Annotated in this window: 17 protein-coding genes; 8 read left to right on the top strand and 9 right to left on the bottom strand. The window is 36.8% G+C overall.

All coding sequences use genetic code 11. From position 1 onward, the window contains the following. Nucleotides 1–935: 935 nt before the first annotated feature. Nucleotides 936–4,679 (bottom strand): S8 family serine peptidase, encoded by a 3,744-nt coding sequence (locus L2B55_RS17050; protein ID WP_237847402.1) that lies wholly within the window; start codon nucleotides 4,677–4,679, stop codon nucleotides 936–938. Between the two features lie 160 nt (nucleotides 4,680–4,839). Here L2B55_RS17050 and L2B55_RS17045 point away from each other — a divergent pair, with 160 nt between their 5' ends. After that, nucleotides 4,840–5,295, top strand: a complete 456-nt coding sequence (locus L2B55_RS17045) for a hypothetical protein (RefSeq protein WP_237847401.1) — start codon at nucleotides 4,840–4,842, stop codon at nucleotides 5,293–5,295. On the opposite strand, the gene L2B55_RS17040 is transcribed toward L2B55_RS17045, so the two are convergent. From L2B55_RS17040 to L2B55_RS17025, 4 genes are all read right to left on the bottom strand, one after another. After that, nucleotides 5,292–5,753, bottom strand: coding sequence for a response regulator (locus L2B55_RS17040; protein ID WP_237847400.1), 462 nt, complete (start codon nucleotides 5,751–5,753; stop codon nucleotides 5,292–5,294). The genes L2B55_RS17045 and L2B55_RS17040 overlap by 4 nt on opposite strands. A 43-nt stretch (nucleotides 5,754–5,796) precedes the next feature. Continuing rightward, nucleotides 5,797–7,095 carry a TolC family protein gene (locus tag L2B55_RS17035; RefSeq protein WP_237847399.1) on the bottom strand — a complete coding sequence of 433 codons (1,299 nt, stop codon included), beginning with the start codon at nucleotides 7,093–7,095 and terminating at the stop codon, nucleotides 5,797–5,799. Nucleotides 7,096–7,124: 29 nt separating this feature from the next. Further along, nucleotides 7,125–10,241 carry an efflux RND transporter permease subunit gene (locus L2B55_RS17030; RefSeq protein WP_237847398.1) on the bottom strand — a complete coding sequence of 1,039 codons (3,117 nt, stop codon included), beginning with the start codon at nucleotides 10,239–10,241 and terminating at the stop codon, nucleotides 7,125–7,127. 117 nt (nucleotides 10,242–10,358) lie between these two features. Then, a complete protein-coding gene (locus L2B55_RS17025; RefSeq protein ID WP_237847396.1) occupies nucleotides 10,359–11,429 on the bottom strand; it encodes an efflux RND transporter periplasmic adaptor subunit in 1,071 nt (356 codons plus the stop codon). A 921-nt stretch (nucleotides 11,430–12,350) separates the two neighbouring features. Between L2B55_RS17025 and L2B55_RS17020 the strand changes: the two genes are divergently transcribed. The 4 genes from L2B55_RS17020 to L2B55_RS17005 are packed head-to-tail and all read left to right on the top strand — an operon-like array spanning nucleotide 12,351 to nucleotide 16,114. Then, nucleotides 12,351–13,517 carry an MBOAT family O-acyltransferase gene (locus L2B55_RS17020; protein ID WP_237847395.1) on the top strand — a complete coding sequence of 389 codons (1,167 nt, stop codon included), beginning with the start codon at nucleotides 12,351–12,353 and terminating at the stop codon, nucleotides 13,515–13,517. Continuing rightward, the gene (locus tag L2B55_RS17015) at nucleotides 13,483–14,439 is read left to right on the top strand and encodes a hypothetical protein (protein ID WP_237847394.1); all 957 of its coding nucleotides are present in this window, start codon (nucleotides 13,483–13,485) and stop codon (nucleotides 14,437–14,439) included. The genes L2B55_RS17020 and L2B55_RS17015 overlap by 35 nt, the downstream gene beginning before the upstream one ends. A gap of 11 nt (nucleotides 14,440–14,450) precedes the next feature. Further along, a complete protein-coding gene (locus L2B55_RS17010; protein ID WP_237847393.1) occupies nucleotides 14,451–14,693 on the top strand; it encodes an acyl carrier protein in 243 nt (80 codons plus the stop codon). 11 nt (nucleotides 14,694–14,704) lie between these two features. After that, nucleotides 14,705–16,114 carry an AMP-binding protein gene (locus L2B55_RS17005; protein WP_237847392.1) on the top strand — a complete coding sequence of 470 codons (1,410 nt, stop codon included), beginning with the start codon at nucleotides 14,705–14,707 and terminating at the stop codon, nucleotides 16,112–16,114. Between the two features lie 182 nt (nucleotides 16,115–16,296). On the opposite strand, the gene glsA is transcribed toward L2B55_RS17005, so the two are convergent. Next, nucleotides 16,297–17,316, bottom strand: a complete 1,020-nt coding sequence (glsA, locus tag L2B55_RS17000; protein ID WP_255696510.1) for a glutaminase A — start codon at nucleotides 17,314–17,316, stop codon at nucleotides 16,297–16,299. A gap of 217 nt (nucleotides 17,317–17,533) precedes the next feature. Between glsA and L2B55_RS16995 the strand changes: the two genes are divergently transcribed. Then, on the top strand, nucleotides 17,534–19,300 hold the full coding sequence (locus L2B55_RS16995) for a M61 family metallopeptidase (RefSeq protein WP_237847389.1): 1,767 nt from the start codon (nucleotides 17,534–17,536) through the stop codon (nucleotides 19,298–19,300). A gap of 67 nt (nucleotides 19,301–19,367) precedes the next feature. Here the strand turns inward: L2B55_RS16995 and L2B55_RS16990 are convergent, their stop codons facing one another. Continuing rightward, complete coding sequence (locus L2B55_RS16990; protein ID WP_237847388.1) at nucleotides 19,368–20,345, bottom strand: CapA family protein; 978 nt, start codon at nucleotides 20,343–20,345, stop codon at nucleotides 19,368–19,370. A 249-nt stretch (nucleotides 20,346–20,594) separates the two neighbouring features. Here L2B55_RS16990 and L2B55_RS16985 point away from each other — a divergent pair, with 249 nt between their 5' ends. Together L2B55_RS16985 and L2B55_RS16980 are read left to right on the top strand one after the other, a co-directional pair. Beyond that, nucleotides 20,595–21,926 (top strand): NfeD family protein, encoded by a 1,332-nt coding sequence (locus tag L2B55_RS16985; RefSeq protein ID WP_237847387.1) that lies wholly within the window; start codon nucleotides 20,595–20,597, stop codon nucleotides 21,924–21,926. Nucleotides 21,927–21,957: 31 nt separating this feature from the next. Then, entirely contained in the window at nucleotides 21,958–22,770 is an 813-nt protein-coding gene (locus L2B55_RS16980; RefSeq protein WP_237847386.1) for a slipin family protein, read from the top strand. A gap of 14 nt (nucleotides 22,771–22,784) precedes the next feature. Here the strand turns inward: L2B55_RS16980 and L2B55_RS16975 are convergent, their stop codons facing one another. Beyond that, a complete protein-coding gene (locus tag L2B55_RS16975; RefSeq protein ID WP_237847385.1) occupies nucleotides 22,785–23,291 on the bottom strand; it encodes a PaaI family thioesterase in 507 nt (168 codons plus the stop codon). Between the two features lie 41 nt (nucleotides 23,292–23,332). Continuing rightward, on the bottom strand, nucleotides 23,333–24,361 hold the full coding sequence (locus L2B55_RS16970) for an NAD(P)H-dependent flavin oxidoreductase (protein ID WP_237847383.1): 1,029 nt from the start codon (nucleotides 24,359–24,361) through the stop codon (nucleotides 23,333–23,335). Nucleotides 24,362–24,506 lie beyond the last annotated feature (145 nt).

Genomic DNA, 24,506 nt, shown 5'->3' with positions numbered 1-24,506 from the left:
AGTACCCACATTCGGCAAGAAAATTTGCAACTCATATGCCATCGAAAAAAAACAAAGGTGAATGGTTCAGTTCCCAGTTAATAAGTCTGTTCTTTTGAGGAGCAGTTATAAAAGATCTATTTATTTTATTTGTGGGAATTACTATAAAAAATAACTCAAGATTAAGATTAACTTGTGTATTATAAATTTTACAATTTTATTTAACTGGTTGATTTTGAGTTATATGTATGAACATATGGGGAATTGCAGGAAATGATATTGGGGAAAGTGTGGAATATGATTCCCGATTCGGGGTTTTTGTATCTCTTAAAAGTTTTAATAAATGATTAATAATTAGACTGTTGAGTTGATTTTGAGAGTAGAATGTCAATATTTTAATCCTATTGATAAATAAAAAGCTTTGATTAATAGGGCTTTTTCATCAATCATATAATCTATGCTATGATTATATTTTAGCCTTTTGGGGCTTGTTCAAGTGGATAATGATTCTCTTTTCGAATAAAATTGAATTGCGCCTTATATCTAATACCTTTTCGATTCAATTTTCTACTGATTCATTCAATTTGTTAGAAGGTCAAAAGGTCAATAAATTATGGCACAAGAAAAAATAGCTGTGTAAACAACTAATCTTTTTTGAGTTAAGTAGTAGCTTAATACAATTGTATAAAAGCTTAAAATAAACTTATATGGTGAGTATGCTTACTGAGGAGTAAATCAGTATAGTGATAAGATAAAAATATAAGTAGATAGAATTATTTTGTAACTATCTCCAGAATAGGTGTTTTTATTTTTTCGTACAGGTTCTTTTTACGACTGTTTTTTTAAATAGTTTCAAAAAAAACAAAAAAAATAGGAAGGCCCTAATTAGGACTTTTAAAATAGGTTACAGGGGGATTATTGGTGGTACGTTGCAATTGCCGGTCAGGCAAAAGTTTTTATTTAGTAATTGAAAAAGGCGACCCATAAGATTTTTTGCCAATAACAATTTGCGTGTAGTAAATTCCTGAACTTAGTCCATCCAAGGCATATTCACGACTAACTGGGCCACTGTAGTTCGTCAACGACTCCGTATAAAAGATCTGTCCAATTGAATTGATAATACTTATATGTACATCATTGGGCTCCCAAACGTTAAACTTTACATTCAAAAAATCATCTGATGGAACCGGATATAATTTTAATCCGATATCAGAAGGTACAAAAGGGAGACTAAAAAATAGTTCATTAGAAGTAGCCGTGCAACTATCAATCAATTTAACAGTATAGGTTCCGGTATATGAAGGTGTATAGGTGTTTGAGGTAGCCCCTTCAATGGGACTTCCATTTAAAAACCATTGATTGGACACCAATGAATTTGAGAACAGCACGCCATTCTTTTCTTCTATTGTCAGGTTAATTACATCAGTTGATGAACGTTCGCTAATACATCCCAGAGGTTTTACGCTTAAATCATAGAAATAGTACCAATAATTTTTATAGTCTACTCCTGCACTGGAAGTGGCTGTATTGCCTGTTACCGACAATAGCCCTGGTATGGTAAACGGATACGGTAGTGTTGCATTATCCTGCCTATTTCTGAAAATTGTTGCATCGCCTTCGTAATCAATATTAATTAAGTAATTTCCGGCAGACGGTATTTTCAGATTTAAATCATAAACCATTCCCTGGTCATTCACATCAATTCCTTGTGATCCGGAAGCTTCAGGATTTCTTGTGGCCGTAACATCTAATTTAACTGATGAAACTTCTTCTCCTGATTGCTCATTTGTAACTGTAAAACGAATTACTCCAGAATGGCCAATGTATAATCGTGCACGCTGCAATTCAATTGGAGTCATGGCTGTAATTTTTACCGATGGGGTAAACTGATTGTAGACATTGGTTGTTCCGCCATAAATAGTGCGATCTTTAGGCCCAATTGTTCCTTCAAAAGTATTTAATGAACCGTAAACTTTGCTTATGGATGCATTTAAGGCTGTATTATTTCCGATGGCAACTGGAGTTGTAGCATTTGCTGAATCATACCAGATTACTGTTCCATCAGTTGTGGGCGATGTTAAGAGGATTTGATTATCATCACATTTAAAGGCTTGTAAAACCGGAGCAGTCGGATTATTGGCAGTATTTACCGTTGTTTGCAACGTGTCATTTCCAGGAACCTGATCATTGGGAACTCGACTAAAGCACTTGATGACATAGGAAATACCAGCAGAGCTGGTAAAAGTTTCTTTAAATGAATAAGTTATTGATTTTCCAGGTTGGATTGTCTGATTAACATTTTCTGTTATGGTTTTTAATAAGTTGCCGTTTGAGCGAATTTCTGCAGTTACAGGGATTGAGTTTTGACTGCTTTTTCCATTGTTCGTAATTGTAACTGCTATTTTTTGGGTGAATGTTGCACATGATAAATTAGTCGGAATAACCAATTCATTAACGCTGCAATCTACTTCAGGTTGATTTACTTTTAATATGTATTCTTCGGTTTCACCATTGGCATATTGGCCACAAGAATTTAGTTGATTAGGGTCATTGGTTTCCATTGCAATGATCCGCATTCGGATTGCATTGCCAATTGCCACAGAAGAAGGTACATTGATTGAGGTTGAGAATGTAGCAGGTGCAATCAATCCGTTACTGGTTGCCAATAATTCTCCTGAATCATTAAAGTTTCCATTTGAGTTCCAATCAACATAAACTTTTAAAAACCCATTCGATTGAGCGCCGCAATTACCCAGGGTGACATTTAATGGAATAGCCTTTCCTGGTTCCACACTTATCGGGGTGGTTAAGTATTTATTATTTCCATTACAGGTTGAGGTTGGATTGGTAAAACTTCCTGCTTGTACATTATTGATTTTTATTCCCGTAGTTGATGTTGCCCCTGATAAACAATAGCTGTTGCCACCAATTCCGGAAGCAATAAGGGAGAATGTCTGGTTGCCGTTGCTTAGCGAACCTTTATGGTTAATACGTATGGTATAAACCTCTCCAGGTTCAGGATTTTCAATGAATATTTTTTCAATATTATCTCTAAAATTGTCACCGTTGCCTGCCGCTTTTGACGGATCTGATGGGTCTAATATCCAAGGAGAAAAGATGGTGCCATTTTTAATAACTCGAACATCAAGGTCATTTATAAGTTTTAAATTAGGGCTGTCTACCGTTCCATCAGGGGTGACTGGTCCTACCGGGTCGGTCCAACTTAAGGTTACAATTAATGGTTCTTTACCTGAGGCGATAACATTCTGTTCAAATTGTTGTCCCTGTGATAATGTGGCTTCCTTGATTAAGCTGTTTAGGTTATTTTCACTGATAACTTTGGTGGCCTTATTGGTATTCATTAATCCCCAGCCGAATTTGTAATCGGGGCCGGGGGCAGGTCCTGTTTCGTCAGTGGTATGCGTAATTAAGCCTTTTAATGTGGCTGAGCGCATAAAATTGTTATTATTCAAGTTTGAATAATGCTGTTGTAAAAGCAGGGCAGAGCCGGCAACAGAAGGAGCTGCCATTGATGTGCCGTTTAAAGTACCATAGGAATCATTGGAGCCAGCATATGTTGAGAGTACATTGACGCCGTTTGCAACAACATCAGGCTTTATTCGTCCATCATCAGTGCCTCCCCAGCTGCTAAAAGGAGCCAAAGAAATATCATCAACTTTAGTGTATCCATTAGCAAGCCCGCTAATTGCCCCTACAACTAAAATATTTTTAGCGTTTGAATTGGTGGAAAGATTATCATAAGAATCATTGTTGGAAATGGCGCCTTTCTGTCGGGCAGTGCGCAAGGCGAAAACTCCGGATGAATTACGCTGATAATAGGGTTCACCTATGGCTGGCCCGTTTTGATTTTGATTGTTTCCTGCTGATTTAACTATCAGATAATAAGGAGCATTAAACGCTATTTGATCCCACATTGCAACGTCTGCATTGTAGATTCCAAATTTATAGTCCTCAAAGTCTCCATCATTGCCCCACCATTCCCAGTTTGGGTCGGTTGCTGTTCCTGCTCTGCTATCATTAAAGCGCCAGCCTGCAATATTACCATATGAGTGGTTAGATACTAATAAGCCATATTTTGCGGCTGCCTCGGCCATTTCAGAATTGTCGTTGTCAAAATCAAATGCAACAGCACCCTGAAGTTGAAATGCCATTCCTTTTGCGGGAGGACTAATGCCTCTGGCCATTAAAGTACCGGCCACATGGGTACTATGATTTTGGGCATCATCTCCTTTATCTCCAATAGTAATTCTGTTTTCGAACTCACGATGTGTTAAGAGGGGATGGGCGCCATCCCATAAAGCCAATTTGTTTGTTATTTGAGCTTTATTGCCGCTTAAGTTCAAGCCTGATGTGCCTCCAGGCCATACTTTATTAGTTCCGATAGTCGCTGCTGAAATGGCATTGTTATGCGTTGTCAGGAATAAAGGCATTCCATTGTTGTCAAGGCCCTGAAGCTTAATAATATTTCCAGATTTATCGACCCAGAGAATAGGAAGGTTGTGTTTTTTTGCAAATTGTTCTGCCTTCTTAAAATTTGTCTTGTGGGTATCCTTTATTTTTTCTGCAAGTAGTTGTAAAGTTTTCTTTTGCTTTTGTACAGCTTCCGAATAAGTTTGGGCATATAGTAACGATGGGGAAAAAGTTAGGAAGACAAGTAACTGCAAAAGGCTTTTTTTCATGAATTTAAGCAGGACAAAGTATTTGCTTTAAAGTTATTCTTTTTTGGTTATCAATTAGAAAAATTGTCGACTTTAATAAATTGTTAACCAGTATTAATTAAATCAGTTTTTGCAAGGCTTATAAGGTCACTTTTTAAGATTAAAATAAGTAGATTTAGTTATGAAATCTATCGTTTTTACTTTTTACTGTACGGTTTTGCTGTTGTTTAGTATTGAAGAAAGTGCTAATGCACAAAGCCAAACCGGGGTTTATGGAATTGTCGTTTTTAAATCAGGTAATCAGATGCCTTCTCCGGATATTCCTAAAGAGCAACGAGGAGGCAAAGCCGTTCGTCGTTCTATTTATATCTACGAGCTGACTAATGTGAACGAAACTAAAGCAGAGGGAGTTTTTTATAGTGAACTAAAGACGAAATTGATAAAGCAAGTAAAGTCTGATAAAAACGGTCGCTTTAGTGCCAAATTAAAACCAGGGAAATACTCGGTATTTGTAAAAGAAGAAAAAGGATTGTTTGCCAATATGTCTGATGGTGATCAAAACATTTGCCCTATTATAGTAAAGAATGGGCAAATGACAGAACTGAATTTGGTAATTGATTATAATGCAGCTTATTAGTCAATTTCGTGGTGGGCAGAAAACTCTTCTTCTAAAATCTGACGGGTAAGGGGTTTTCCTAAAAACTTCTTAACAAATTTATAATTTGCTATACGTTCGTGGTCAACCGGGTCAAGAGAAGAGGATAACATATAGATTTTGCATTTTTCTAAAATTGAAGGATTCAGTTGCTCAAACATTTTGAGAAAATCAAAACCATTCATTTCAGGCATTCTTATGTCTAAAAAAATCAATTCAGGAAGCTCGGCATTATTATCCAGCTGATACTGTAAATAATCTAAACCGTCCTTAACCGAAACCACACAATGAACATTCTTTACAAAATAATAATTCACTAGAATTTTCTTGTGTATCAGGTTGTCAATAGTGCTATCATCAATAATAAGCGCTGAATTAAAAATAAAGTGCTCCATCCGCTCGAATTCTGGTATTGGTTGTTTATACGTAAATGCTGACAATAAAGTTCTATATTATGAAAAAAAACTTCAAAATCAAAGCGTTCTACCTTAAATTACCAGCTAATAATTTTAAACCAATTTCAGCAGTTTTGGCTTCGAACTGGGCGTTTATATATCTGAAGTCTGCAATGATATAGTTTTGTTGTGCCTGGCGCATTTCAACAGCTGTAATGCTTCCAAGCTTGTATTTTTCGTAAGTAATATCCTGGTTTTGACGGGCAATTTCTCTATTGTTAGCTTCAACTTTTACTAATGACAAACTGTTTTGATAGTTAATATAAGCCGTACTTAATTGCGCATCCAAATCTTGCTTTAATTGTTCATATAATAAATTGGCCGTATTTATTTCGGTTTTTGCGTTCTGTTCTTTTTTGTTTTGGATTAACCCACTAAAGAGATTGACCGAAGCTGTGGCGCCATAGGATAGTCCTGAACTTGTGTTTTTACTCGCAAACCCAAATTCTGATTCTGAGTGTGCAAAGTTATAGCTGCTATTAAGTTTTACTATCGGAAACCGGTCTCCACGGATTTCTTTATAGGTTAAATTTGATATATTCTGATTAAACTTAGCCGCCTTCAGCTGAGGATTGTTTGTCAAAATATTTTGTCTGACAGTTTCATACTTTAAGTTATAGTCTATTATGATAGTATCAATTACTGTAAAGTTTGTAGTTACATCGCGGGCCAAAAGTTGGTTTAATCTGATTTTTGAAGATTGTAACGCTTCTAGCTGACGCATTAAATTAGTGGTGTCGGCGTTTAAATCAACCTGAGAATTTAATACGTCTAATTTGGCCGCTCGACCTACTGAGTATTTATTTTGAGCATCATTAACTCTTTTTCTTGACAGTTCAAGTGCATCTTCCAGACTCCTGGTTTGATGTTGCTGACTGACCAAAGTATAATAGGTAGAGGTAATGGCATAAATAGTTTGTAAAACGGTGATTTTTGCGTTTTCCTCTCCTAATTTTTCGAATTCTTTATACTTATCATAAGTAGCAAACATTCTCATGCCATCAAAAACAGTCCAGTTCAAGCCTACATTAGCATTTGAGTTTGTCGAGTGCGCCCAATTAAAATCCCGGGTTCCACTACTTGTAGTTTGGGAAGTATTGGTTCTGCTGCCATTCGTACTTGCAGAGGCAGAAGCAAAAGGTAAAAGTGATGCATACAAATCTCTTGCATTATTTCTGCTGATTGTTGCATCGTTACTGGAAATCCTGATAGCATAATTGTTTTCTAAACCTATTTGGATAGCATCATTAAGATTTAATACTTGCTGAGCTTTTGCTCCAAAAGAACATATTAAGGTTAGGGTAAGAACAATACTTATTTTCTTCATTCTATAGTTTTTAAAATGATGTTATGGATTTAAGCCTCCGTAACAACAAGTTTAGGCTCAGTTTCTTCTTGTGTAAATTGTTGATCAGGATGTGGTTTATGCTCCCTTGATAGGAATGAATAGATGGCTGGAATCACAAACAGGGTTAATACCAACGAGAACAATATTCCTCCAATAACTACTATACCCATGCTCATACGGCTCTTAGCCGCATCTCCTAAAGCCATTGCGATAGGCAGAGCTCCCAAGGAAGTAGCCAAGCTGGTCATTAATATAGGACGAAGCCGTGCAGCTGAAGCATCTCTAATTGCTTTTTGTAAGGGAACGCCACGTTCTTTTAGCTGATTAGCAAATTCGACAATCAGGATACCGTTTTTAGTTACTAAACCAACCAGCATGATGATGCCAATTTGACTGAAAATGTTAATTGTTTGGTTGAATAACCACAATGATAATACTGCTCCGGCAATAGCAAGCGGAACTGTTAACATAATGATGAACGGATCAATAAAGCTTTCAAATTGAGCTGCCAAAATCAAATAAATCAATATCAGGGCAAGTATAAATGCAAACATGATATTTGATGAACTTTCGGCAAAATCACGGGAAGCACCGGTTAAAGAAGTTTGAAATGAATCATTCAAAACTTTTTTAGCAATCTTGTCCATTGCTTCAATTCCATCACCAATGGTTTTGCCCGGAGCCAGTCCTGCAGATACAGTGGCTGAGGTGAAACGATTAAAGTGATACAATTGAGGCGGAGAGCTATTTTCCTGTGTTTTTAACAGGTTGTCAAGTTGAATTAGTTTATTTTCATTGTTACGTACAAAGATGGAGGTAAGATCCAAAGGGTCATCCCGGTCTGCGCGATCAAATTGACCAACTACTTGATACTGCTTACCATTCATAATAAAATAACCAAAGCGTTGACCACTTAAGCCCAACTGTAAGGTTTGCGCTACATCCATGAATGAAACACCAAGGCTTTTAGCCTTATCTCTATCAATAGTAATATTGAGCTCCGGCTTGTTAAACTTCAGGTTTACATCTGTCATTGTAAAGGTAGGGTCCTGTTGTACCGCTGCCATGAATTTAGGCAGTATCTCCTTCAGTTTGTCAAAGTTAGGGGCTTGCAAAACGTATTGAACGGGTAACCCTCCGCGTGCCCCGCCCGCTGATATTGTTTGTTGCTGAATTACAAATGTTCTAGCCTCAGACATTCTGGAGGTTATTTTAGTCAAATAATCTGCAATTTGCTGCTGAGAGAGGAGGCGCTCATCAGGGTATGTTAAGCGCAAACGCGCAAATCCGCTATTGGCGGCTCCCGAACCCAAAAAGCTTGGTGCTGTTACCGTTAAGAGTACCTTCTTTTCAGGAATTGAATCAATAACAGTTTGTGTTACCTTTTTTATGAAGTTGTCGGTATAGTCAAAAGATGCTCCTTCAGGGGCGGTTACCTGTAAACTGATAAAGCTGCGGTCGTCCAAAGGTGCCAGTTCAGATTGGAGGAACTTACCGAAAAGGAAAATCATTCCAACACAAAGTATAACAATTGGTATTGCTACCCATCTATGTAATAAAAAATTATTCAGTGAAGTTCGGTAGCTTTCAACCATGTTAACAAAGAAAGGCTCTGTTGCTTCATAAAAGCGACTTTGTTTTTGATTTTTGCGGATCATTTTGGCATTAAGCATTGGAGTTAATGTTAATGATACGAATGCCGAAATCAACACTGCTGAAGCGATAACAATACCAAACTCTCTGAACAATCGGCCCACAAATCCTTCAAGGAAAATGATTGGCAAGAAAACGGCCGCCAGTGTAATGGAGGTTGAAATAATGGCAAAGAAGATCTCATTTGAACCCTTAATGGCAGCCTCAAAGGGAGAATAACCTGCTTCTACCTTTTTATAAATATTCTCAGTTACTACAATACCGTCATCGACCACCAAGCCCGTTGCTAAAACGATGGCAAGTAAGGTTAAAACATTTATGGAAAAGCCCATTAGGTACATGATAAAAAAAGTACCTATTAATGAAACCGGAATGTCAATCAGTGGCCGGAAAGCAATACTCCAGTTACGGAAAAAGATATAGATAATCAGAACTACCAAAAGAAGGGCTACAATAAGAGTTTCACCCACCTCATTAATTGACTTCTTAATGAAAATGGTATTGTCAACTGCTATGTCTGTTTTAAAGTCTTTAGGCAGATCTTTTTTAATTTGTTCGTATCGTTTATAAAACTCATTGGCAATATCTATGTAGTTCGCTCCTGGCTGAGGAACCAAGGCTAGTCCAATCATTGGAATGCCTGATTCCCGTAAAATGGTTTCCTCATTCTCTGGCCCCAGAGTGGCATAACCAATATCGCGAAGTCGGATTATATTTTCAGCTGTATTTTTTATAATCAGATTGTTGAATTCTTCTTCGGTTGACATATTACCCGCTGCGTTAACAGTCAGTTCTGTATTGTCGCCTGTTATTTTCCCTGTAGGTAATTGAACATTTTCACGGTCTAGGGCATTTTTTACGTCCAGCGTAGTAAGACCATAAGAAGAAAGCTTAGTAGGGTTGATCCATAAACGCATGGAATAGCGTTTTTGTCCCCAAATCTGAACTGAGCTTACCCCCGGAATAGTTTGTAAGCGTTCAGCCAAAACATTTTCAGCATAATCACTTACCTGTAATTGGTTGCGGGTATTGCTTTGCAAAGTCATGGAAATGATCGCATCTGAATTGGCATCAGCTTTACTCACTACCGGCAAGCCGTCAATATCTTTCGGTAAGCTTCTGACTGCCTGAGCAACTTTATCGCGCACATCATTTGCGGCATCATCAAGGTCCTTGCTAAGATTGAACTCTACAGTAATATTGCTTGAGCCTTGATTGCTCGAAGAGGAAATGGTACGGATTCCGTCAATACTGTTGATGGCTTTTTCAAGTGGTTCAGTAATTTGAGACTCAATCACATCGGCATTAGCTCCAGGATAATTAGTTCTTACGTTAACAATGGGAGGGTCAATAGACGGGTACTCCCTGACGCCCAAGTATTTAAAACCGATATAGCCAAAAAGGATAATGATTAGGTTCATTACTATGGCCAAGACCGGACGCTTAATGCTCGTGGTTGATAAACTACTCATAGTATAAGTTTGGGCAGTTGGTGCTATTTGCTCCACTGCAAATGCTTGATTATCTTAAATTTATGAAGAAAATAGGAGTAAGACGCCGATCTTGCTCCTAATCTTTTGTGTTTCAGATTATTGTAAAGTAACTTTTACAGGAGTTTCAGGTTTTAGAGACATGATACCTGTTGTGATCACCGTATCACCGGCTTTTAATCCATTAAGAACCTGAACACGAGAACTGGTCCGAACTCCTGTTTCAATAAGGGCATCTGTAGCCATCCCGTTTTTGCTCACAAATACTTTTTTCCCTTTCAATAATGGAACGACCGCCTGAGTAGGGACAAACAATGCATCTTCTATTTCTTTAAGAGCTAGCTCAACTTTTGCAAACGAACCTGGCAGTAAACTGCCATCATTGTTTGGAGCTGTTGCTTTTAGTTGCACAGTTCGGGTCGTTTCATCAATTCTAGGCTCAACAGCGTAGACAGTTGCATTGTAAACACGGCTGGTGCCTTCAACAGTAAACTTAATAGTTGATTTTTGTTTTAGAAGCTGCACATATTTTTCGGGAACTGTAAAGGTTATTTTTGCCGGATTTACATTCACTAATGTGGTAATATCTGTTTGAGGGGTAATGTAATCACCTATTGATACCGATCTTAAACCAATGGTTCCGCTAAAAGGGGCTCTTATTTCAGTTTTTATAATTTGAGTTCGTATTAATTGCGTTTCAGCTTTTAATGCATTCAAATCAGCTAAATTCGCATCGTAATCTTCTTTACTTACGGCCTCTTTTTGTAATAAAATACGGGCTCTATATTCTTTTTCTTCAGCTAACTTTTGGAGAGTGATGGCCTTGGTTAGCTGGGCCTGCAGATCTTTATCATTAATCTTCACCAAGAGCATTCCTTGTTTTACTAGGCTTCCCTCTTTAAAATAAATACCCGTAATCAATCCTGAAGTTTCCGTACGAATTGCAACTTCTTCATTGGCTACGATATTACCTGTAATATTAAGGTTATCAGTGAAGCTTTCAGATTTTACAACAATACCATTTACCGACATCGGTCCACTTGGTTTTCCTCCTCCTTTAGCTCCTGAGGCAGCAGGTCCTTTACCTGGAGTAGGAGAGGCCAGTCTGTTGTAAACGAGATACCCTAAGACAATGGCTATTAATGTGTAAATGATGTGTTTAACTTTCATTGATAAAAGAAGATTATAATAGAATATATGTGATAACAAATTTATTGCAAGTAAGTTCATTTTGTCCTAAATCTGATTACTGTATCAACGTTTTTACCTGTTAAAATTCAAATTGGAGGTATAACTAAAGGGGTGTAAATATTGTATTTAGGTGCAGTCGCTCAGGCTATAGGGGTAGACTGAAAAACTGTCGATGCTTATGTGAACCGTTTTAGAGCATTGAAACTGTCCTATGATGAACCTTCTACTTTAATTGAGAAAGCTCTGCTGGAGCTTTACGGTAGAAAGTCAGGCTGAGAAAGATCGTTACGAACAACTGGCCGTTACCGCTATACTCAATTCTGCATGCACTTTCGCAACTGACTGTACAAATTTAAACACAAAGCTTAAATAGGTTGAATGGGAGGGCTTTAAATAGCAGTAAATTAATAGTTTACTTCCATTCATTCAGATTATGTTACTTGTTTTAAAAGTAATGAGGTTAAGTGTTTTGTGTTTGTTTTAATTTTTAGTTGGGTTTGGATGATTGAAGTTTAATAAAATAAAAGTTGGCACAAATAATGTTCAATACTCTGAAATTCAATTTTTTAAATCATAATTATACTCAGGATATGCAAAGCTGCTAGAGTTTGCAAATTGAGAAATTGACCGTTTTATTCACTTCAAATAATGAATTTTAATACGCTTTCATTCATTTTATTTGTGTGTGTAGTAGTAATATTATTTAATCTTTTAAAAGATAGACATCGTGTTTATCTCTTATTGATTTCCAGTATAATATTCTACTGCTCGTTTTCTTTTTTGCATTGTCTGTTAATAATTGGTATTGTTTTACTCAATTATTTTATTGCGCTAGGCATAAAGAATAATAATAACAAGGGCTATAACAAAACTGTCTATATAACCGGATTAGTTGTAAATGTGGCTATTCTGGTTTACTTTAAATATTCTAATTTCTTTATTGACAATATAAATACCGCCCGAATGTGGGTAGGATGGCCTGGAAACCTATCCCATTTGAATGTATTATTACCCATAGGGCTTTCCTTCTTTACATTTCAATCTATTAGCTACTTAATTGATGTCAAGCGTGGCGGTATCATTGCTGAAAAGAATCTGATTGACCTACTTACTTATTTTCTGTTTTTTCCAAAAATTATTGCAGGTCCTATTGAGCGTTCCGGTCCGTTTCTAAAGCAGCTTAAAGCGTCTTTAGAGGCTTCAGAATCAATGATTCAAAGTGGATTGCTGTTATGTTTAACGGGTTTTTTCAAGAAACTGGTTGTTGCTGATCGATTGGGAGTATACGTCGATAATGTTTATAGTACTCCTGAACTTTTCGGATCCGGAGATTTAATTACTGCCACAATTTTCTTTACAATACAATTGTATTGTGATTTTTCCGGCTATTGCGATATCGGAATGGGAATAGCCCGAATGCTAGGCATAAGACTTACTCAAAACTTTAACCATCCTCTATTTGCAGAATCATTTTCTGATTTCTGGAAACGTTGGCATATAACTCTATCCAGCTGGTTACGGGATTATATTTTCATTCCTTTTTGTGGACGAAGGGCTAAATACATCAAAATATATAGTAGTATCCTTATTGTTTTTTTTATAAGTGGTTTATGGCATGGTGCCAATTGGACTTTTATAGTTTGGGGATTAATGCATGGGACTTTTATAGTTTTTGAAAATATTTATAAACGATTTTTTGAAACCTCTTTAGGATTCAAAGTTCCAGAGTGGTTGCGTAGAGGTTTGTCGATAATTGTAACTTTTATCCTGGTCGCATTTACTCGAATCTTTTTTAAGTCTAATAGCATTGAAGAGGCTTTTGAGATTTTAAAAAGGATTGTAAATGTTAAGGCTCCTCCAGAGTTTTCTGACGGAAGGTTTTTCATTTTTTTAGCCTTAGCGTTTATTCTATTGTATGAAGTGACAACAGAGTTCTTCAAAGAAAGGCTCAGCCTAAATAATGCCACTTCTCAGTTGGTAAAGATGGCATTTACCGTAAGTGTGATTGTATTGATATTGCTTATGGGAGAGTTTGAAGGAGGTAGATTTATTTATTCACGATTTTAAAAATAATGAGGTAATGAGGAGGTTAATGCTTCAGTTAGGATTGATTATTGTTGTGCTCATAATTGTTGATCGGTTTGTTGGCAACACCTTAGATAGTTTAATTCCTAGGCATAAATGTGGGTATTATAAAAAAATAAACACTTACCTTAATTCTGTAAACAATTATGACATTGTCATTTTTGGAAATTCCAGGGGGATGCATCAATATGTTCCAAAGGTATTTGAACATAGTTTAAATACTAAAACTATTAATGCAGGTATTGATGGGGCAGGGTTACCATATTATAAAGCATTAATAGATTTTTATTTAAAAAGGCATAAGCCTAAGTTGATTATAATTGACATAAATAACCGTGAACTAGAGGAATCAATTGTTGGCGATAAATATAATGCAATTAGATTCTTATCTCCATTTTTTACTAATGAACCTGAATTAAAACAAAGTTTAAATCTATCATTTAAAGATAATATCATTCAAAGCTCTGGTTTAGTCAGGTACAATACCCGATTCTATGGTATTATTAAAAATTGCATTTCCTGTAAGGATGATATATCAGAGGGGTACAAGCCTTTTTTTGGGACTGCAAAAAGGGATTTAAGAAATTATAGGGATCCAGTTGGTCCAATTGATAATGAGCGAATCGATGATTTAGAGTCAATTATTGCTTCATGTAAAGAGAAAGGGGTGAAACTACTATTTATATTTTCTCCTAAGCGAAATATTGATGATCGTAAATTTTATTCCAGAAAATTACTGACAAAAATTCTTGAAAAGCATAAGCTGCAATACTGGGATTTTACAATTAGCGACAAATTCAAAGCAAAACAAATTTTTTATGATTCGGCTCACTTGAATCATCAAGGGGCAGTGAGGTTTAGCGATTTCATCTCAAGGAAAATTATCGAAAGTCAAATACTTTAAAAAATGAAGAAATGAGTAACTCAGAAAAACTAATTGGGGCATTCTCAAATGCCCTTGGAATTCAGAGAGAAAAAGTAAATGAACAATTAAGTTATCAATCTGTGAAACAATGGGATTCTATTGCTCACATGGTATTGGTTGCCGAAATAGAGGATTCATTTAATATCAGGATAGAAGATAAGGATATAATGGAAATGGATACCTTTCTCAATACGAGGCAACTTTTGGAAAAATATGATATTCAGTTTGACTAGTGTCTGAATTTATGAAGCTGCTTGAACTTGTTAGAGCCAATAAGAACCTAGGTTTTCACGATTTAAAACAATCGAAAGAAGCTGGAATCGATGATTTGATAGTAAATCTTCCTGGTTGTGGGGATAGTAAGTATTTGGTGTTTCTTTACACCAACAACTCTATAGAATCTTTGCAAGCCTTGTTCAGTTTTTGGAATTGTGAAAAGGCAGTTATTGCACTGTTTGGTGATACTATTTCTGTTGAACTCAAACAGTCACTTGAGCAGCTTTATCGGCCAATGATGATAGCTGATGCCAGTCGTAAGGCAATAGAGGGGTATGAACAGATAGGAACCGAACTTGAGACCACTCTTTATGTTTCATTGCAAAAGTGGAACTATGTGATTGCGCCTGAAGTGAAATTGCTCCTATCAACATCTGGCACAACAGGCTCTCCTAAGCTAGTGAAGCTTTCAGAGCGAAATGTTGTTGAAAATGCCCTTTCTATAATTGACTACCTGCCAATTCAGTTGACAGATAGGACTCCATTGAATTTACCAATTCATTACTCTTATGGCCTTTCAGTTTTGACTACAAATGCAATTGCTGGAGGTACAATTTTTACTTCAGTTGATGACATTTTGAATCGCTCATTTTGGGAGCATTTCAAGCAATATAATTTTACAAGCATTGTTGGGGTGCCGTTTGTTTATGAAATGTTAAATCGATTAGGTTTCTTAAATGAACAACTACCAAGCCTTAGGTATTTCACGCAGGCAGGAGGGCGATTAAGTGAGGATTTGATTGAGAAATTTTATTACTATTCTATCAGTAATACAACTCAATTTTTTGTAATGTATGGGCAAACCGAAGCCACAGCGAGAATGGCGTTTTTGCCTCCCGCAAAAACAGCGGAAAAATTAGGGTCCATAGGGTTGCCTATAAAAAATGGTCAGTTTAGCATTGATAGCGAAACAAGTGAATTGCTGTATTCCGGTCCAAATATTTTTGGTGGTTATAGCGAAGGTTATTCAGACCTTGATTCGTATCATCAAACACTATGGCTTAAAACAGGAGACTTAGCTCGGATGGATACTGACGGTTATGTCTATATAACCGGACGTTTAAAGAGGTTTACTAAAATTGCCGGTAACAGGGTTAATTTAGATGAGCTCGAAAACCACCTGAAACAACATTTTGCTATTTCGTTAATAGCATGTACAAATTTTGAGGATAAAAAACTGTTAATTTTCCTGACTAAAAGTAACGAGACTGAAACAGATCCAATGACTGATTTTATACGAGAGAAATTTGGTATTCACCATTCATTGGTTAAAACTGTTCTGGTAGACGAAATTCCGCTTACTGCCAATGGTAAAACTAATTATCAGTTACTGCAAAATAGTTTTATTGAGAACATTGGCGATAAGATCAGCAAATGAAAGAAGATAAATTGAGGCGAAACTTTATTGATCTTTTTTTGTAATTTATTAAACAAAACAGAAAGCTTATGAATCGGTTTTTTGTACTCTTTATATTACCATTAACATTGACTTTAGTAAGAATTACTCTTGCTTTAATTTGGTTTCTAAGGTCAATTGTAGTAAGATCCAAGTAGGGTTTTTTAATGTTCGGCCGCCTTGAATAAATTAAGTTGAAGTTTATCTGACAGGTAACGAATCGTTTTAATGGCTTTAACACTATTTCCAGCTTCATCTAATGGTGGTGCAAATACGGCAATTCCCATTTTGCCAGGAGCAACTGCAATTATTCCTCCTCCAACACCGCTTTTAGCAGGTAACCCTATACTGTATAGCCATTCTCCACTAGTTTCATATAAGCCATTGGTGGCCATAACTGCTAAAACTTTTGGAATATGATCGGTTTCAATAAGCCGCTCTTTTGAAATCGGCTGTATTCCATTATTGGCCAAAGTTGCAGCCATCATTGCCAGATCCTTGGCTGTTGTCCCAAATGAGCATTGTTTAGTATAAATATCACATGACTCTAAAGGATTGTCATAAATGGCATTATATGATTGTAATAAAATAGCAATGGCTTGGTTATGCTGGTTGGTTTCAGCCTCTGATTGATAGAGTTCGTCAATGACCTTAATTTCTCTCCCCGCTAGTTTGTTGAAGTAGTCATTGATCTTTTTCCATTTTGCAGCACCGTTTTCGGCTTTTACCAAGCTGGTGGTAGCCATGGCCCCGGCATTAACTAATGGATTAACAGCTTTCTTGCCTTGCAGTTCGATCGAGGTAACAGAGTTAAACGGAAATCCGGTAGCATTAACTCCTATTTTCTGCATAATATCTTCAGGTGTATGACTTTGCATTGCAAGGCACAATACAAACACTTTTGAAATCGATTCAATACCGAATTCGAAGTTTGTGTCGCCTAATTCATAAACTTTTCCTTCGGCGGTAACAACGGTAATTCCATAAAGATTTGGGTCAACTTTGGCCAGATAAGGTATGTAATCCGCGTTTTTTCCGCTTTTATCAGCTTTGTAAAGCTCATAGGCTTCTTTCATAATTTTTAGAATGTTGTCGGAGGCTTTCTTTTGAGAAAAAGCAGGGCCAATGAGCAATAGATTAAAGCAAAGAAGAAATAAGAGCCTGTTTAAAGAGCGTAGTTTCATAGTTCGATCGGATTAAATGGAACTAAAAGTTAGCGAAAAAATATGGCAAATTGATGAGCGTCTATTATGCTTCTGTCTGATTCTGAGATATGTCACTTTTTTATTACTTAAAAGTGTGTGTTGAGAGCATTAACATTTTCGTAATATTGTGCCCTTACGAAAGAGAGCTAAATCAATGAAAAAGTTAAGCGCACTTATTTTACTATCCGTATTTTTTATGAGTACAGTTTCAGCTGCAACCAATCCTAAACTAACCTACAAACTTTCATTTAACGATGCTGCCCAGCATTATGTGGATGTCCAAATGGATGTAAGCGACTGGAATGGAAAAGATTTAATTGTAAAGTTACCTGTATGGGCTCCAGGTTCATACTTAGTTCGCGAATTTGCTCGCCATGTTGAGCAATTTGAAGCTTTTTCAGGTTCTACAGCTTTAAAAGCAAAGAAGATTAATAAAAACACATGGAAAATTGCAGCTAATAAGGCTTCAAACATCAGTATTAAATATAAGGTGTATGCATTTGAACTTACAGTAAGAACTAGTTTCATTGATGCTGCTCATGCTTATTTGAATGGTTCGAACGTGTTTATGTATATTGATGGAAAGAAAGAACTACCTTCTACTGTTAAAATAACTCCAAGCAAAAACTGGAAAGAGATTTCTACAGGATTAGAGGTTGTTAATGGCGATAAATGGACTCGTTATAGTAATGATTATGATGTTTTAGCAGATTCTCCTATTGAAATCGGTAATCAGGATATTTTCACCTTTGAAGCTGCAGGTGTTCCGCATGAAGTAGCTATGTACGGTGGAGGAAATTACGATAAAGCTCGCTTAGCAAAAGACTTAAAACGTATTTGTGAAGAAGCAACCAAAGTATTTGACACCAATCCTTGTAAACACTATACCTTTATTGTACACTGTTTGCCAACTGGTGGAGGAGGTTTGGAGCACTTAAACTCAACAACAGTACAAACTGCAAAATTTAGCTTTACTAATGATAAATCATATAAATCATTCCTTTCACTAATTGCCCATGAGTATTTCCACTTGTGGAACGTAAAGCGTTTGCGTCCTGAAGCTTTAGGTCCGTTTGATTATGATAATGAGAATTATACTTCAATGCTTTGGTTTTCAGAGGGTTTTACAGCTTATTATGATAATCTATTGACTCGTCGTGCTGGTTTTTATACTCCTGAGGCATACTTAGATATTTTGATTTCAGACATTAACAAGGTTACCAATCAGCCTGGTAATTATGTGCAACCTGTTGCCGAATCTAGTTTTGATGCATGGATCAAATACTACCGTTCAAACGAAAACTCGGCAAACTCAACCATTAGCTATTATGACAAAGGTTCATTATTAGCACTAATGATGGATATGGAGATATTGCGTAATTCAAAGGGTGCAAAAGATTTGGATGATTTAATGAAGTACTTATATAACGAGTATTATCAGAATGAGAAAAGAGGGTTTACGGATGCTGAATTTAAAGCGGCTGCAGAAAAAATTTGTGGTCGTAATTTAGATGACTTTTTCTCTAAGTATGTTAATGGTACGCAGCCCATTCCTTATAATGACTACTTAAATGCAGTCGGGTTGCAGTTGGTAAACCAAAATGAAGGCAAATCTTCTGAAGTTTTATTCGGAGCCAATACCAAAACAGACAATGGTAAAATTATCGTAACCGGAGTAGTAAAAGAAACTGCCGCTTACGAAGCCGGAATTAATGTTAATGATGAAATAATTGCTTTTGATAATTATCGTGTTGATGATTTGGCAAAGTGGTTAGGGTATAAAAAAATAGGCGATAAGGTTGATGTTTTGGTAAGTCGTGAAGGATCATTACAAACCATACCTGTTGTGCTGAAAGCTAATACTAACGTGAAATATAAGTTTGAGGCTATTAAATCAGTTAATACTGATCAAGCCAGAGCTTATAATTACTGGATGAAATTTGATACTACAGCCATAAGATAGGTTGGGTGACAGGAAAAACGAAACAGCGGATAAGAGTAAAACTTATCCGCTGTTTCGTTTTATGCACTTAGTTCACAACAATTTCACCATTGGCATTGATGTTTGTTCCAAAAGCTGATGACAACTGCTGCATGTGTCTCATGATATCATTATAATCAGAGTTCTGGGCAACATTCGCTTGCATGTTCTCAAGTTTAATTGGTGTCAGCTTCAGTTTCTTGATGCCGTTTTTATCTATTTCACAAGAAAAGAAAAAGGACTCGTTATTTTTTACATTCGGATTTAAGTCGAAATCATCAATTAAATCACCGGTGTCATACATTATTAATTTGCCATTGTAAATTTCAATGCCTTGAAACACGTGAGCTCCATGGCCGTGAATGATATCTACCCCTGAATCAATAATTTTATGTGCAAAAGAAACAAATTCAGGCATCGGCCTGTCAGCAATTCTATCTCCCCAGTGCATACTTAAAACTAAAATATCAACTTTATCACGTATGGAATTAACAACCTCCTGAACTGGTGTAATATCACCAACCTGAACGTAGTTAGTACCAGGCTTATCGACAGCCAGCCAATAAGGTTCATTATCGGTGAAGCCGATAAAACCAATTTTGATATCGTTTTTAGAGATAATGACGGGCTGAGTGGCTTGTTCGATATTATTTCCCGCACCTATATGCTGTATGCCTGCTTTATTCAAAAGATCAATGGTTTCAAGCATGCCTTCTTCATAAAAGTCAAGTATGTGATTATTGGCAAGGTTAACCACATCAATTCGTGCGTCAATAAGGCTCTGAATTGTTTTAGGATCTGCTTTTATGTTATTTCCCCTTCGTCGTTGTTCTTTATTATAATGGGTTAACGGAACTTCTAAATTTACCAGGTTTAAATCGGTGTTTTTAAAAAGTGGGAGCATATTGCCCCAAGGATAATTATAACCCTCTTTTGAAATTTTTTCAGTGACCATTCGACCTAGCATAACATCACCTGCAAAGCCAATAGTTACAGGTGTGTGGTTGTTAAAATTATCAGTTGCCATAGAGTTAACTTAGTTTATAGGTGTGAACAAGAATAAGTAAAGGATTGTTAAAATCTGTTTTACTTAGCTGTACTCATAAATTTAATCAATTTTTGTCATAAACTCTTTAATGTCCAGTAAGTTAAGAGGGCGTTTGCTCTTCTGATTAACTCTTTTTGATGAATGGTTAGGTAGCGTTTTTATCCCATCCTTCCTGGATTGTTAATGCGGTTTTATTTAACTATCTTGTAGTTAGTGGTTTATAATTATATGTTTAAATTCATTGTAAACACAACTTCAGTTTTGATGGATGTTATCATGAGGCGTTATTTATTTTTTATCGCCATTTTATTGAGCTACCCTGCCATCCTTTTTGCCCAAAAAGTAGTAGAGATAAGTATTGATGAAACCATAAATCCTGTTTCGGCGGCATATGTTAGTAAGGGCATTGAGTATGCATCAAAAGAACGAGCTGAATGCCTGCTTATTCAACTCAATACCCCTGGAGGTTTATTGAAATCGACACGGGTAATTGTGAGCGCTATATTAGAATCCCCTGTGCCTGTTGTTGTCTATGTTTCACCGGGAGGAGCGCATGCCGGCTCAGCAGGTGTCTTTATCACCCTTTCAGCTCACATTGCTGCAATGGCACCGGGAACCAACATCGGTGCTGCTCATCCGATAAATATTCAGGGACCGATGGATTCCGTTATGAATAACAAAGCCACCAATGATGCGGCGGCATTCATACGTTCCATTGCCGAAAAACGAAAACGCAACCTGGAATGGGCCGACGAAGCAGTAAGAAAGAGTATTTCAATAACCGAGAATGAAGCACTAAATAAAAGCGTGATTGATGTGGTAGCCAATAATACAACTGACCTGCTCAGAAAAATTGACGGAAAAAAAATTGAAACAAGTGCAGGAGTAAAAATTCTTCATACCAGAGCGGCAAGAATTGAGCCTTTGACCATGAGTACTACCGAGAAAATTCTCAATCTGTTAAGTGATCCGAATATTGCTTACATTTTGTTATTGTTGGGCATGTATGGTATCCTATTTGAGCTCTATAATCCAGGCGCCATTTTGCCGGGTATTATCGGTGTAATTTGCCTCATTCTTTCGTTTTACACGATGCATAGCCTGCCTATTAATTATGCAGGGCTCGCCTTGATTATTTTCGCGATCATCCTCTTTTTGCTCGAGATAAAAATTGTTAGTCACGGCATGCTTGCCATTGGAGGGGCAATCTCATTAATCCTTGGTTCTATGATGTTGATTCGGAGCGATTCTTCCTTAGAGCTTGTTAAAATCTCCCGGGGAGTTATTGTATCATCCACCGCGATTACTACGTTGTTTTTTCTTTTTGTAATTGGTGTGGGTCTGAGGGCGCAACGGGCAAAGCCTGTAACTGGTATAGAAGGTTTAATTGGAGAAGTTGGTTTATCATTGGAAACACTTGACCCCAGAGGCTTGGTACGAATGCATGGAGAAATATGGAAGGCCGAATCAATCAGCGGAAAAATTGACAAGGACAGTAAGGTCCGCGTGGTTGCAATGGAACATATGAACCTAAAGGTTGAATCACTATTGAACGGTTGAATTCATGTTATAGAAATTAAAAACAATACTTATGGAACCGGCATCTATTTTAATAATTGTTGTTGTTGTATTTGCCATCATTGTTTTGGCAAATGCCATCAGGATTTTACGCGAATATGAACGAGGTGTTGTTTTCCGGCTTGGTCGTTTGGTGCCAGCTACCGGATCTAAAGGACCGGGTTTGATATTGCTCATACCCATTATAGATAAAATGGTGAGAGTAAGTTTACGAACTGTAGTTATGGATGTTCCTCCTCAGGATATTATTACTGAGGACAATGTTTCCATAAAAGTTAATGCAGTGGTATATTTTCGTGTTATTGAACCGCAAAAGGCTATTGTGGAGGTAGAGAACTACTTGTTTGCCACATCACAACTTTCACAAACAACCTTGCGAAGTGTTTTGGGGCAATCTGAATTAGATGATTTGCTATCTCAGCGAGAAAAGATCAATCAGAAGTTACAACAAATTATTGACGCTCATACAGAGTCATGGGGAATTAAGGTTTCTAATGTTGAAGTTAAGCAGATTGATTTGCCTCAGGAGATGCAGCGGGCAATGGCCAAGCAGGCGGAAGCTGAGCGTGAACGTCGTTCAAAAATTATTGCCGCCGAAGGGGAATTTCAGGCATCTCAACGTTTGGCCGATGCTGCCAAAATTCTTAGCGACCAACCTAGTGCATTAACACTCCGGTATCTTCAAACGCTGCGGGAAATTGCGACAGAAAATAATTCAACTACAATCTTTCCTGTTCCAATAGATTTGTTAACACCATTTTTAGGGGCTAACCAAGAGAAGAAAAACTATGGCAGCCCATCATCGTCTTCGGATATAGTATTATAAGTTGACTGCAGCTTCTATACCTTAGTCTTCACTTTATCCCATCTCTTAATTTGCCAGTTCACCTTGGCAGTGCAAATAAGATTGTTCATATTATCATATACCGGTAGCTCGAAATTTTTGAAAACAGCGTCTGTAGAGAGCAGTTCATTATTGATAACAGCGGCATCATTGTCCGAAAACTTAAAGTTTACGGTAACATCCGTTTTTCCTTGAAAATGGTATTCCATTGTCAAATCTTTCATTATAATGCGATAGTTGGCTGCACCCAAAATGTTCATCAGCTGTAAGCCGCATGCATATTCACAAAGAGTAGCCAATCCACACGCGTGCAATCCCTTAATGTGATTAAGATTTTTACGGATGTAAGGCATTTTAATCTTTACATTTTCGTTTGTTATCTCAGCTATCTCAAATTTATGCGGGCTGTTAAATGGTATAGCTCTCCATAAAACCCTGTTTAATACCCAAAGGTTAAATGAAGAAGTTTTGGCTTTATTGATGAGGTTATTTAGTTGTTTCATTATTGTACAAGAGATAGGAATAGGTTTAAAGTTTTGCGATTTTATTTAGACAGATTGACAGCTAATAACTCTTGTTGTAATAGTTCATAGGCTTCATCCAACTCTCGGAGTAATCTTTCAGTAATCTCTTTGGTTGGTAAAATATCATTAATAAGCTCTACCGATTGACCTGCACACCAAAGGGTTTTATAATTATTAGGTCGTATTGCATCTTCCAGCTTTTTCATGCCATTAATTTGCACAAGCATTTTAAAATATTTTTTGGTGGTCTTATTGGTTGATAATAGCTTTTCAAACCAATTTTGCTTGTAACCTAATTTTTTTGCGTAAGGTGTATTGATAATATTGCAAGGCGTGCCTGAAAGCTTTTCCGTAAGCACAATGTCTTCCATTTTAGCATCAATAATTCCTTGTTTGTATGCATTGCTTACCGAACTTTCTGTTGAGTTGATGAAACGGGTTCCAATTGAAACCCCCATGGCTCCTAAGCTAAGAGCTGATAAAATGCCCTTGCCATTGGCAATGCCTCCGGCTGCTACAATTGGTATTTCTGGAAAATGATATTTTAAAGAAGGTACCAGTAAATGGAGTGGACTAGGACCTGCATGGCCTCCAGCACCTTGTCCTACTGCGATAAACCCGTCGCAGCCAAGTTTGGCGCATTTGGTAGCATGATCAATATTGGTGACATCGCAATATACTTTGGCTCCATAAGAGTGTGCTAAATCAATAACAGGCTTGGGGTTGCCTAAGGATGTAATGTAAAAAGGAACCTTATGGTCAATACAAATTTTTAAATGCTTTTCATATAATGGATTAGATCGTTGAACGATAAGATTGACGCCATAGTTTCCACTGAACTCAGGGTGTGTTTCTTTATACTCTTTAAGGTTATTTAAAACATTCTCCAATTCGCCTTCATTCCTAAAATTCAAGCTAGGGAAAACACCCATCATGCCACTTTCAATAGCCGCTTTCATCATCGCTTCATTAGAAACAAGAAACATAGGAGCCATAATGATAGGCTGCTCTATATTAAGTTCTTGCGTCATTTTATTGCTTATCTTCATAACTTTTGAGCTTCCGCAAAGGTTGGTTGTAAGGTTTATAAACGGCAAGATAGGGAAAGAAAATACAATCTCAAAAAATTATGCATGCATAATTAAATGCATGGTGATTAAATTTGTAAAATGGGCAACAATCATCTAAAAAGTC

Origin of the sequence: Solitalea lacus, assembly GCF_022014595.1 — a bacterium.
GTDB classification, from domain to species: domain Bacteria; phylum Bacteroidota; class Bacteroidia; order Sphingobacteriales; family Sphingobacteriaceae; genus Solitalea; species Solitalea lacus.
This window is presented reverse-complemented; position numbering and strand designations above follow the sequence as displayed.